The organism is Methylophaga muralis, from assembly GCF_001720165.1.
Lineage (GTDB): Bacteria > Pseudomonadota > Gammaproteobacteria > Nitrosococcales > Methylophagaceae > Methylophaga > Methylophaga muralis.
The window spans coordinates 21005-33928 of the sequence record NZ_MCRI01000029.1 but is presented as its reverse complement, the minus strand read 5'-3'; the positions used below and the strand labels follow the sequence as shown (position 1 = coordinate 33928).

Genomic DNA, 12924 nt, shown 5'->3' with positions numbered 1-12924 from the left:
AATTCATACATGGTAATTTGACTCAAGATTCCCGAAGGAGGGCCGCTAATACTTTTACTAAATACTGAGTGAATCTAATGAAAAATAAAGCATTGGAATTAGACCTAAGGCAAATCAGACAAGGCTTGGAGGAATTTGCCACATTTATGAGTTATCAAAGTAACTACGAAGGTTTGCGTATACTCAAAGTTGAAACGCAACATAACGAAGAACATCCAGTCTCAGATAATGTTGTATCGATAGAAAATGCTCGCAGTCAACGGGATGATTACATCCAATCTATACCAGCCAAAAATTACCGATAAAAAAGGCCCGCATAGCGGGCCTCCTCAATCATCACACCTGACTTCCATCAGGATTAACTTCTTCGCCATCATCTTTCTCTGGCGGCATCAGGTCGGTTTTTGTAACGCCCATTAACAGCACGGCCGTACCTGCAACATAAATAGATGAATAGGTACCCACTAAAATCCCAATCATCAACGCCGTTGCAAAAGCATGGATTACTTCACCACCAAAAATAAATAATGACAAGACAACCAATAAGGTAGTCATAGATGTCATGATTGTTCTACCTAACGTGGCGTTAATAGAAGTATTAATGACTTCCAATGGTTCGGCTTTACGCATTTTCAAAAAGCTTTCCCGAATCCTGTCAAAGACAACGATGGTGTCATTAAGGGAGTAACCGATAACTGCCAAGATGGCTGCCAACACCGTCAGATCAAAATCCAGACGGAATAAAGAGAAAAAACCCACCGTAATGACAACGTCATGAACCAAGGCCAGCACTGACGCTATAGCAAAACGATATTCAAAACGTAATGCCACGTAGATAAGGATACCAATTAAGGCATATACCATTGCCAAACCACCATCTTCAGCAAGCTCTTCACCTACTTGTGGCCCGACAAACTCGACCCTTCTTACTTCAATAGCTTCAGTTTGTTCTGACTGTAATAGCGCAACGACTTGGTTACTAATTTCAGCCATATTTTCGGTTTCAATCACTGGAAGGCGAATCAAAACTTCAGTTAGCGAACCGAAATTTTGTACCATCGCATCTTCATAACCACCTTGCTCCAGGGTAGTTCGAATCTCGCCCAAATCGACGGGTTGAGGATAGCCGACTTCAATCATGGTGCCGCCGGTAAAGTCGATACCAAAATTCAGACTATTTGTGACGATTGAATAAACCGAAATAATTAACAAGATAGCTGAAAATGCTAATGCAAACTTGCGTATTCCAACGAAATTAATGTTTGTTTCTTTGCTCAATAAATGCATGACACAAGCCTTAATTAAATAGACAATTTAGGTCGTTGTTGGCGACCATAAATAAGGTTAATAACCATGCGAGTACCAACAATAGCGGTAAACATCGACGTCAAAATACCTAGCGTAAGAGTAACAGCAAAGCCTTTGATAGTACCGGTACCAAAACCAAACAATACGATTGCAGCGATCAATGTCGTAATATTCGCATCGGCGATAGTAGAAAATGCTTTAGCGTAACCGGCATCAATACTGGCACGTGGGCTGTTACCCATTCTCAACTCTTCACGAATACGCTCAAAAATAAGCACATTGGCATCAACCGCCATACCTACCGTCAAAACAATACCAGCAATACCAGGCATGGTCAGTGTGGCTTGTAACATCGACAACAACGCAACAATTAACACCAGATTGGCTGCAAGAGCCAAGTTGGCCACCGCGCCAAACACCCGATACCAGATGATCATAAAGACCAGCACCAGAGCAAAACCAATCATTACCGAAGCAAAACCCTGATCAATGTTTTCCTGTCCGAGGCTCGGGCCGACAGTGCGTTCTTCAACAATATCAATAGGCGCAGCTAATGCACCCGCACGGAGCAACAAGGCTAAATCACGCGCTTCGGTCGTACCATCTAAACCAGTGATCTGGAACTTCTTACCCAACTGATCACGGATAGTCGCAACGCTGATAATTTCCGGTAGCTGACGCCGTACACTGACTTCTTCCCCATTGATTATCTGAGTTTCAATTTTTGACTCAATAAATACCACTGACATTGGGTTACCGATATTGTCACGGGTAATATTGCTGAAGATTCGGGCACCTTTACCATCCAAGGTCACCGATACAGCTGGCGAGCCAGTTTGACCATCAATTGTTGAAGCAGCATTAATAACGTGTTCGCCGGTCAACATGACGCGTTTGTGTAACAGATAAGGTCTGCCATCACGATGATAGAACAGTTCTGAATTAGCAGGGACACGGCCGTTTATCGCGTCTTGAACATCATTTTCAAAATCAACTAAGCGAAATTCCAATGTTGCAGTCGCGCCAAGGATCTTTTTCGCTTGAGCCGTATCCTGAACTCCTGGTAATTGAACAACAATTCTCTCTTGTCCTTGCTGTTGAACCGTTGGCTCAGCCACACCCAGTTCATTAATGCGATTACGTAAAGTCGTAATATTTTGCTGTAATGCCAAACTTTGCGTTTCACGAACGGTAGCTTCATTTAGCCGAATCGCTACCGTTGGACGATCCGCATTTTCGTCTATTACTGCATTGATTTCGTTATGTTCACGATTGATTTCCCGAATAGCCGCATCACGGTCAGCTTCTTCACGAAACCCGAAGGTTAAGACATCCCCATTCACATTCACCTGCGTGTAACGAATTGTCTTATCGCGAAGCAAAATTCGAATATCGCTGCCATAACTTTCAAGTGTTTGTTTTAATACTGTGTCCATGTCCACTTCCATCAGGAAATGCACGCCGCCACGTAAATCCAAACCAAGATTCATTGGCTTTGCACCCAAAGACCGCAAGAGGGGTGGTGTATTGGGCGCAAGATTTAACGCCACAATGTAATCATCGGCACTGAGGCTTTGTTGAATCAGTTCACGCGCTTTAAGCTGATCATTTGCTTCACTGAAACGAATCAATAAACGATTTTCTTCAAGCACTACGCCTTTGTAGGGAATTTCTGCTTGTTTCAGCGTTGATTCAATTTCATTGGCTAGTTGCAAATCAACAGTATTTTGTCTGCTAGCAGAAACCTGTACCGCAGGATCATCACCAAAGAGATTTGGCATAGCATAGATAATGGCGATGACAATGACGGCCACAACCAATAGGTTTTTCCAGAGGGGGTATCGGTTCATCTTAAGATCCAGATATCAAAAAGGCTGCTCGCAGGCAGCCTCTTTTCATTACAGTTTTTTCAATGTGCCTTTAGGAAGCACAGAATTGATTGATTCACGACGCACTTTTACTTCAACCGTATCGGAGATTTGCAGGTTGATCGCGTTGTCGTTAATGTCATTAATTTTTCCCATCAAACCACCGTCAGTGACAACTTCATCACCTTTAGCCAAGGCTTGCTGCATGGTGCGGTGGGCTTTAGCACGTTTTTGTTGAGGACGAATCAACATCACATAAAACAATACTAATAAAATGATTGGAAAGGCGAAATCCAACAAGCCTGGTGAGCCAGATTGTGACGCCGCAGCTTCAGCAAAAGCCGGTGAAATCAGAAAATCCATCGTGTTTCCTCTAAACTGACAAATAAAAGACTGTGATTATGCCACAGCCAACTTCTGGCTGATAGCCGTTTGCGTTATTGGGGCTGTTGTTGGCGCATTGCATAGAAAGACTGTCGAAACTGTTGCAAAGTGCCCGACTCAATTGCCGTTCTAAGTTGTTGCATTAAACGTTGATAATAATGCAGATTATGAATGGTATTCAGGCGCGGACCGAGCATTTCACCTGTACGATCTAAGTGATGCAGATAGGCACGGCTGTAATTCTTGCAAGTGTAACAATCACAGTAAGGATCCAGCGGACCTGTGTCAGTTTTATGACGACTGTTACGGATCTTGATCACGCCTTCATGTACAAACAAATGTCCATTTCGGGCGTTGCGAGTTGGCATCACGCAATCAAACATATCTACGCCAAGACAAACCGCCTCAACCAAATCTTCCGGTCTGCCAACACCCATTAAATAGCGTGGTTTATCAGTCGGCATTTTGTCGCTCAGATGATGCAGAATTCGCAGCATGTCTTCTTTTGGTTCGCCAACGGATAAACCGCCTATGGCATAGCCATCAAAACCAATTTCCGTCAGACCGGCTAGCGATTCATCACGTAAAGCTTCATGCATACCGCCCTGAACAATTCCAAATAATGCGGATGGGTTATCACCATGTGCGATTTTACTTCGCGCCGCCCAGCGTAAAGATAAACGCATGGAAATGGCAGCTGTCTTTTCATCAGCAGGATAAGGTGTGCATTCATCGAAGATCATCACGATATCACTGCCTAAAGCTCGTTGTACCGCCATAGACTCTTCCGGTCCCATAAATACTTTGTCGCCACTGACCGGAGAACGAAAATGCACACCTTGTTCAGTTATTTTGCGCAGATCGCCCAGACTAAATACCTGAAAGCCACCCGAATCAGTCAGGATAGGTTTATCCCAGCGCATAAAGTCGTGTAAGTCACCATGCCGCTGAATAACATCAGTGCCAGGACGCAACATCAGATGAAAGGTATTACCAAGAATAATCTCAGCACCTGTTGCCTTAACTTCTTCCGGTGTCATGGCTTTAACTGAACCATAGGTACCAACAGGCATAAAAGCCGGCGTTTCAATGGTGCCTCGATCAAAACTAAGTTGCCCGCGTCGAGCGAGTCCGTCCTGGGCTGATGTAGCAAATTTCATGGTGTAAACTCATCAAAAATTGGCGCACAGGATAGCATTATCACCGGCGTTCCAGTGAATTCAGACGCAAATCATTAACAGTTAAGGTAGGATCAACGTTCAATTTTGTTAGTGGAACCCCGTATGTCTCAATCGAATATTATCGTTGCACTGGATTATTCCGATGCAAATGCCGCTCTTGCAATGGCGGAACAATTAGACCCGACACGTTGTAGGCTTAAAGTCGGCAAAGAGCTATTCACTATAAGCGGGCCGGAAATTGTAAGAAATCTCCAGCAACAAGGCTTTGATATTTTTCTGGATTTGAAATATCACGATATTCCAAATACGGTTGCCAAAGCCTGTGCTGCAGCAGCCGAACTGGGAGTATGGATGATGAATGTCCATACGCTTGGTGGCCCGGCAATGATGTCTGCGGCACGTGAAGCAATTGGTAGCAATCACGATGCACCATTGTTGATTGGTGTCACTTTACTTACCAGCATGGATCAGGAAACTTTTGAGACTATTGGCCTGCAGGGTACCATTCCTGAAACCGTGTTACGCCTTGCCGTAATGGCTGCGGATAACGGCTTGGATGGTGTTGTTTGTTCAGCACATGAAACTGCCATGTTAAAAGCAGAATTGGGCAGCCAGTTTCAATTAGTCACGCCAGGTATTCGTCCAGCTGGAAGTGCCAAAGGTGATCAACACCGCATTATGACGCCCGTTCAAGCCATTCAAGCAGGAAGTCATTATCTTGTTATTGGCCGTCCGATTACTGGCGCCGCAGACCCGATGCAAAAGCTGATTGAGATTGAAAACGAGTTACGCTAAGACTTATTGCTGTTTAAGCAGGTCATATAAAAAACCCGCTACAAGAGCGGGTTTAATAATTATTCTTCTACCCGTTAAACTTTGAATTTAGAAGAAGCATCCTGTAACTGAGCTGACAGGCTGCTTAATGTATCCACCGCTTCGGAAGTTGCTCTGGCGCCATCTGCGGTATGATCAGCGATCTGACTGATATTCACGATACCGCGGTTGATATCCTCCGCAACGGAACTTTGCTCGTTTGCAGCATTTGATATCTGAGTGCTCATTTCATCCATTGTAGAGATCATCGCAGTGATCGAATCAAGAGCAGAACCTGCACTGGCTGCTTTCTGCACACTGGTTTTGGCACTTTCACGACTTTCATTCATGACTTTTACTGCAGCACGAGCGCCTTGCTGTAAGCGTTCCACCATCTCTTCAATCTCGTGGGTTGAAGATTGTGTTCTGGCAGCCAAGGTGCGGACTTCATCTGCAACAACAGCAAAGCCACGACCATGTTCACCTGCACGAGCAGCTTCAATCGCCGCATTTAATGCCAATAGATTGGTTTGTTCAGTAATGCCACGAATAACATCAACAATCGCGCCGATATTACCGATATCCGCTTCCAGTTCACTTAAAGTAACAGCAGCTTTTTCAACTTCACTTGCTAAGGTATCGATTGAGCGCATAGTTTCCAATACTACTTGCTTACCAGCTTTAGCTTCATTATCAGCATTCCGAGCCGCCTCGGCAGCATTAGTCGCTGTTCGTGCAACTTCCTGAACAGAAGCGGTCATTTCATTCATGGCTGTGGCAACTTGATCAGTTTCTTCTTGTTGCTTTAATACGCCACTAACCGTTTCTTTACTGATAGCAGCCATGTTCTGTGTAGCGGTGTTCAATTGGCTGACGCCGCCAATTAAGGTGTGCACCAGATTTGCGACATTTTTACGTGCGCTGTCCAATTCAAACGCCATCCAGCTGAAATCACTTTTACCGGAAATGGCAACCTTCTGCGTCAGATCACCTTTTTTAATATTCTGGATGCCATTCACCAGAGTAGTGGCCCGTTTATCACCAAAACGCCCGATGACGTGGGCCATAAACATGATAAAAATACTGCCGATAACAACAAATCCTGCGACAACTTTAAGCTGTTGCGTTGAGCTAAACTCATTAAGTTCCATGTAGAACATCAAGCCTGCCAGCAGTAATAAACCGATAATGCCTAAGCCGGCAACGATATACATACGTTTCTTAGCGAATAGTTCTCTAACTTAAACACGTCGCACTCTCCAATCTAAGTCCATCGTTATTATAATTATTAAGCAAATACACTGACACCAACACTATTATCTGTTGAATCTCCGATAAATGTGTACTTTCATCACCATTATCGTCCATTTCAACAATAACTTGAGCCGTATTACTTCCTTCTCCTAATTGTTCATCTTGCTTAGAGCCTTGCGAAGATTGCTCCTGGTGACTGACTTCGGCATTATTGAGTGCTAAACCGTTTTCGATAAAGCTTTCACGTAATCTTGGCAGAGCCTGCTCTAACGCATCTCTTGCTGCAGCATTCGAAGCAATAAAAGTGACGCTTGTTTGGTCATTCTGCATGCTCAGCCTAACCTCTACCGGCCCAAGATGAGCAGGATTGAGTCTTAATTCAGCTTGCTGGACTCCTTCTCGCGCCATCCATACAACCCGACTGCTCATTACCCTAGCCCAGGCCGCATTATTCAATTGCGGTTGAATATCCAATGCTAAAGCTGGACTAGCAACACTGGCAGCCCCCACAACTGGTGTTGCAACCCCCGTCGTTGTTGAGAAAACCAAAGGAGTAGTCAATGTTGTGGCTGAACTTCGTTCCGTTTGCGGCTCTAGTTGACGCATGGACGCAATCACTTCTGCACTCATAACATTGGTTTGTTGTGGCATTTTACCCGCGTTTTGCATCATCGATTTAAATTTTTCAGTGGCAACGGATTCACCTTCTGAGCCTTGCTTTTGCAAAGCTTGAAGAATGTCAGCACGGATTGAAGTAGCTGTAGATTCTGTAGTATTTGATTGTCCCTGACCAACCTGAATGGATTTGGTGACATCATTTGAAATTGTTGGATAAATTGTTTTGTTTACAGTCGGAGCAAGTTCAGCCGCGTTTTTATCAATTTTGACATCAGTTGTCGCTGTGCTTGATACAACCGACAGAGGGTTGGTTTCTTCAATAATTTTTGGCGTTGCCTCACCATTCAATTTATCAGCGTCAGTATCGGACTTTTCCGGCGGCAACTTTTTGCCGTCTTTTGCTTCCGGCTTTTCCGCTTTAGCCGTTTTATCTTCTGCTTTAGATACATGGGTAGAATCCGCTTTGACGGTTTTCTCATTTCCACGTGATTGTGTGTCATTGACCCGACGGTCTAGTTCAGATGCAAAAGCCTCATTATCCCTACCCACAGACGTAACCGATTTATCGGCATTATTGCTACTGGCAACATTAATAGAGGGAATGGTCAGCAACTGTGTCATATTTTTTCCTTAAACACTGGTGAACCGTGCTAAAAACGGCTTTCTAAGGATTGAATAGCAATGGCTGTGCCAAACTTCTATTTTCATGAGGAGGGTTTTGCACTAATTACATTAATAAGCTGCGTCAGAGCGTCTGTTTGTCTCGCCAGTTGTTGGCTTATCTGTTCGATTGAATAGTGACTTTGGGTTTGATGTAAATGCTGATTCTGCAATAAATCCCGTTGCAATTGTTGAACAAGGTCAAGGCTGTTTTTTAACTGTTGCTGCTGTTGCCCTGAATGAATTTTTAACGGTTGCAGCAACTGACTAAGCTGTTGGTTCAGAATGCGAATCTCCATCGAAAAATCACGCAACTGTCGTGCTTCTTCACCCAATTTTGCCGCTTCCACAGAACAGTTTAATGCCAGTAAACTGGCTTCAAATACAGCATCATCAATTTCCTGCAACATGCTCGTCAAATGAATATTGTGCTGCTGAACCTCAAGCAAGGCTTTTTCAAGAACAGGTAAAGCTGTTGAGGAATGATCTGTAGCTGTAGTACTCACTGTTGCCGATGACAGCTTGTTATTTGTCGAAGCAGCTTGCGGGTAACATTCCAACAAAAAACCCACCGCATCGTCTTTTTGATACAAAACCGAAATAGTTAATCTCAAATCAATAATGGCGTTATGCAAATCAATACTGCATGGTAATTGGTTAAAATTACTGAACACATCGCTGGGAAAAGGTAACTTGTCCATGACATGTTGTATTTGATAACCAATCAAACTGTCGATTTTTACCTTAGGAAACATCTTTTCAATGTTGTCTTGATGAGCAGTGAAAAGACTTTCGGCTGCAGCATTAAGATAGCGAATCACTAATTGTGAATCGATTATCAACATTGGAGTTGCCGTTTGTGCAACAGCTAATGAAGTAAGTACATGCTCTGGTGTAGCGTTTTTGTTTGGCGGGTAATCAATGTCGGGCTCAACCGGATGAAGGGTCGGGCTTTGCATCAACTCAGCGACATATTCAAGAACATTTCGCCAAGCTTGTTGTAATTTCGAATCCCACTTTTGATCTGCAAATTCGGCAACTACTGACAACCAGTTTTCAATAAACATCTCAAAATGGGATGTCTCAACACCATATTGTTGATGACGGGCACCCAAGCCTTGCAGGTAATCCTCGATCATTTCCGTGTCACGTAAATGTTGAATTAACAACACCATGGAGGCCAAAAGCTTTTTATGCTGTCCTTCAATTGTTACCGATTTAAATAACGGCATGATCTCAGGGTATTCGGTAAACAAGCGTTGATAAAAACGTTCGGCTAACGCATCACTGAACTCCATTAATACAGCAAAATTCTGTTCTACCAGCGCTATATCTTGTTCTTGTAATTTAGCCGTCTCGTTAAGCTGATAGTGTCGTAACGCATTTTCAGTCATCAGTCGGCTCTTCCCATCAGCAAATCATTTGCCAAGGATTGGTAATCAGCAGGGTTAGCGGACTCATTGTCGTAGATCACGGTTTTTAATACTCGCTTGGGAAAATACTGGATCAGTAAACTACTAAACTGATAAGCAAAGTCAGTGCCGTCCGGCAATTTGTTCAAACACAACCATAACCGTAATGATTCTGCTCTCAACAATGAAACGCGTTGTAATACCGGCAACATTTTTATCATACCGCGTAAAGCTCCATGTTCTGCAGAAACCGGAATTAACATATCGGTTGCCGCCAATACTGCATTGGTTCCTAATAAACCTGATATAGCCGCACAATCTATCAGAATAATATCTATATCTGATTGTATTGTCGAAGTAAGTAATTGCTTCAGCTTAATGCCCATTTTTGCTGAAGGTTTTTGTTGCTCAAATAAATCGAGCTCAGGACCCGCTGCAATGAGTGAAAGACGTTCATTTAAAGGGAGTAATAACTCACTTTCCCGACTCGTATCGTTGAGCAAGTTATCCATTCCGGATTGTGATTCCGGTACCCCAAACTGTCGACTTAAATCTGCTTGAGGATCTAAATCCAACATGAGCACCCGATAGCCCATTTCTGCGAGAATGACACCTAAATTTGCTGTAATAGTCGTTTTACCAACATCATGCGTTTGGTTCATCACTGCAATGATGCGCGTGGGTCCATCCATCGCCATTGTTTAACCTTGATCCTTCATTAATTGCTCAAATAGCTTACTGATATCCAGCAAATACAGTGGTTGTGAATCAATATCGACAACATGTTTCACACATGGATGTGGTGATGATCTTAAACCCGTTTCGGCTAACTGCTCTGTGTCAATCAATTGAGTGATATCGGTTACACAAAGCGCGAGCCAACGCTGTGAGTCATGCGGATGGCGTAATAGAACGAGTAAAGGATGACGAGACTCATCAGCTAATGAATCAACTTCGAATATGAAACTTAAGTTAACAACTGGAACAATCGCATTACGGACATGCACAACGCCAGTTAACCAATTTGGTGTGTCGGGCAAACTAAGTATTTTTTCCAGCGCCAACACACTGATAATGCTCTGCACCGGCACGGCATAATGCTGATGATTGAGATACAGCACCTGGTAAATTTCTTTGCCTGAATGGGAATTTGAGGACATCTTTAGTTGCCACCATCCATTTCATAAGCCATTAATAATTTGCTTGGCTCCAGCAACAGCGCCAAATCACCCTCAGGCAAAATAGCAATGCCTTTAATACCGTTTATATGATGATAATGGGGGCGCAAAGATTTAATTAACAACTGCATCTGATCCGCCAAACTATCCACACTAAAAGCAAAAAAGCGTTTATCAACATTGACCAGAACTATATGGGCTGACTGTTCATTACGTTCAATGTACGGCAATTGTAGAAATCTACTGATATCAATCAACGGAACTTGCTGATTTTCATCGGTAATAAACCACTGCTTACCATTCAACCAAATAACCCGGGCGTTATCCCATAAATAACTATCTATTAAATGAATTAACGGCAATGCGAGAGTTTGATCATTTATACGGATCAACTGCACATCCATTAATGAACGAAGTACGGGGATTTTGATGATGAAACAACAACCTCTGCCTTGGTTTGAAACTAATTCAATGTCTCCTCCCATATCGGTTACATGTTGCTTTACCACATCCAGCCCAACCCCTCTTCCGGAAATAGCATCCGCCGATTGTGAGGTTGAAAAGCCTGCTCGAAAAATCCATTCACTAATGTTGGGTTTATCCGATAAATCCTTAATATTGATACCCATCTGTTTCGCTTTCGCCAGAATTTTATCTTCGGCCAATCCCGCTCCATCATCACTGAAACGGATAATTAACTGGTCTTCAGCTTGCTCGGCCGAAATATGAATTTGCCCAGTTAGGGGTTTGCCTTGTTGTTGACGATGTTCAGCAGCTTCAATTCCGTGAGCCATTGCGTTGCGTAGCAAATGCGTCAAAGGATCTATCAGTGAATTGACAATAAAACTATCCAACTCAATTGGTGCAAGATCCATGTTCAGCTGAACCGGTTTAGCGGTTTTGCTGGCCAAATCAAAAGCCATTCGGGGCAGTCTGGCAAAGGCATCTGCCAAAGGACACATGGCAATGTGCAGCAATTGTTGCTGTAAAAACTGTTGCTGACGTTTCATCGCTTGGTTGCGTCGCGATAAACGAATTTTATCCGTCTGATTTAACTGGTTGGTGAGTGCAACAGCCTGTTGTAATTGAGACTGTATGGTTTGCGATACCGTCAGCAACGCTTCAAGATTGGCTTCATTCAATTTATAACGGTTAGGCTCAATAACCCGCTTTTTTTGCGGTAAAGCCAGAATATCTATGGTGACATCACATATATGTTTAACCCATTCGAATTGGGCTGCTAACTGGTAATAGTCAAGCTCTGCTTTAAGCGTGATTTGCCAGCGCAGATAACATTGGAAAGGATCAAAATCGGCAAATTCAGGTAATTTTTCGGTAAATACCGACACTTTTATCGGGCCAAAATTACGTAGTGATCTGATAATCCGCAACGGATCATGACCATTTTCAAAAAATTGCGCATGAGGTGCAAAATCAATTTGCCATACCGAGCCAGACAGTTCCCGGAGTTGAGTTTGATTAGCTGAATTAAGGTCCTGTTTGACCAACATATTTAGCCTGGCGATACACTCATCCCGCTGATCATCATGTTGTTCGGGAGATAACGGAGAGTTGCTTAATATATGACGGCAATAATCAATTGCCATTAACAAAGCTTCACTGCCTTGCGTATTGAGTTGAGTTTTATCAGCTAAAACGTTTTCTATAGCATGACAAATCTGGGCGATCGATTCATTTCCAAAGCTGGCTGCAGTGCCTTTTAATGAATGCAGAAGTCGGAAGGTTTCCGCTTGTTGATCCATACTTGCTGACGGATTTTGAATGGATGATAACGTCCAGTCTTCTATCTGCTGTAATGTTTGCAGCGCTTCTTGATGGAAAGCAGCCGTTGCAGAAGATAATGAAGGATTCATCAGTAGCGAGATTAATTCAGCAATGAATTAACCGTGACCACCAATTGTTCCGGATCAAACGGTTTTTTCAGCCAACCACTGGCTCCGGCATCTCGTCCAAGCTGTTTTTTATCTTCATCCGTTTCAGTTGTTAACAATATCACTGGTGTAAACCGATATTGCGGCAATTGTCTAAGCCTCGAAATAAATTCAGGCCCAGTTAGCTGGGGCATATTAAAGTCACTTAAGATCAAATCAAACTGTACTTCGGAGACTATTTCAATAGCCTGTTTTCCATCTTCTGCGCACACCACATCGTGGCCAGAGTTTTGCAAAATGATCTGCAGCATTTGTCTCAACGAAGGCGAATCATCCACCACTAAAATCTTAGTCAT

13 protein-coding genes are annotated in these 12924 nt (G+C 43.3%); 2 read left to right on the top strand and 11 right to left on the bottom strand.

Annotated elements, in window-relative coordinates; all coding sequences use genetic code 11:
- Window positions 1-77: 77 nt before the first annotated feature.
- Window positions 78-305: a hypothetical protein gene (locus A9E74_RS10795; protein ID WP_069296632.1), complete on the top strand. Its 228-nt coding sequence runs from the start codon at window positions 78-80 to the stop codon at window positions 303-305.
- Between the two features lie 31 nt (window positions 306-336).
- On the opposite strand, the gene secF is transcribed toward A9E74_RS10795, so the two are convergent.
- The 4 genes from secF to tgt form a co-directional block, all read right to left on the bottom strand.
- Window positions 337-1287: a protein translocase subunit SecF gene (gene secF, locus A9E74_RS10790; RefSeq protein WP_069296631.1), complete on the bottom strand. Its 951-nt coding sequence runs from the start codon at window positions 1285-1287 to the stop codon at window positions 337-339.
- 14 nt (window positions 1288-1301) lie between these two features.
- A complete protein-coding gene (gene secD / locus A9E74_RS10785; protein WP_069296630.1) occupies window positions 1302-3158 on the bottom strand; it encodes a protein translocase subunit SecD in 1857 nt (618 codons plus the stop codon).
- A 48-nt stretch (window positions 3159-3206) separates the two neighbouring features.
- A complete protein-coding gene (yajC, locus tag A9E74_RS10780) occupies window positions 3207-3539 on the bottom strand; it encodes a preprotein translocase subunit YajC (protein WP_069296629.1) in 333 nt (110 codons plus the stop codon).
- Between the two features lie 74 nt (window positions 3540-3613).
- Window positions 3614-4720, bottom strand: a complete 1107-nt coding sequence (tgt, locus tag A9E74_RS10775) for a tRNA guanosine(34) transglycosylase Tgt (RefSeq protein WP_069296628.1) — start codon at window positions 4718-4720, stop codon at window positions 3614-3616.
- 123 nt (window positions 4721-4843) lie between these two features.
- On the opposite strand from tgt, the gene pyrF reads away from it, so the two are divergent.
- Complete coding sequence (pyrF, locus tag A9E74_RS10770) at window positions 4844-5536, top strand: orotidine-5'-phosphate decarboxylase (RefSeq protein ID WP_069296627.1); 693 nt, start codon at window positions 4844-4846, stop codon at window positions 5534-5536.
- A 74-nt stretch (window positions 5537-5610) separates the two neighbouring features.
- On the opposite strand, the gene A9E74_RS10765 is transcribed toward pyrF, so the two are convergent.
- The 7 genes from A9E74_RS10765 to A9E74_RS10735 all read right to left on the bottom strand — a co-directional run bounded on the left by A9E74_RS10765 (window position 5611) and on the right by A9E74_RS10735 (window position 12924).
- Entirely contained in the window at window positions 5611-6768 is a 1158-nt protein-coding gene (locus A9E74_RS10765; protein WP_069296626.1) for a methyl-accepting chemotaxis protein, read from the bottom strand.
- Between the two features lie 22 nt (window positions 6769-6790).
- A complete protein-coding gene (locus A9E74_RS10760) occupies window positions 6791-8047 on the bottom strand; it encodes a flagellar hook-length control protein FliK (protein WP_069296625.1) in 1257 nt (418 codons plus the stop codon).
- Between the two features lie 83 nt (window positions 8048-8130).
- Window positions 8131-9480: a globin domain-containing protein gene (locus A9E74_RS10755; RefSeq protein WP_069296624.1), complete on the bottom strand. Its 1350-nt coding sequence runs from the start codon at window positions 9478-9480 to the stop codon at window positions 8131-8133.
- Window positions 9480-10190, bottom strand: coding sequence for a ParA family protein (locus A9E74_RS10750; RefSeq protein ID WP_168800192.1), 711 nt, complete (start codon window positions 10188-10190; stop codon window positions 9480-9482). Before A9E74_RS10750 ends, A9E74_RS10755 begins: the two co-directional genes overlap by 1 nt.
- 9 nt (window positions 10191-10199) lie before the next feature.
- Window positions 10200-10658 carry a chemotaxis protein CheW gene (locus A9E74_RS10745; RefSeq protein WP_069296622.1) on the bottom strand — a complete coding sequence of 153 codons (459 nt, stop codon included), beginning with the start codon at window positions 10656-10658 and terminating at the stop codon, window positions 10200-10202.
- Between the two features lie 2 nt (window positions 10659-10660).
- The gene (locus A9E74_RS10740; protein WP_069296621.1) at window positions 10661-12550 is read right to left on the bottom strand and encodes a chemotaxis protein CheA; all 1890 of its coding nucleotides are present in this window, start codon (window positions 12548-12550) and stop codon (window positions 10661-10663) included.
- Between the two features lie 11 nt (window positions 12551-12561).
- Window positions 12562-12924, bottom strand: a complete 363-nt coding sequence (locus A9E74_RS10735) for a response regulator (protein ID WP_069296620.1) — start codon at window positions 12922-12924, stop codon at window positions 12562-12564.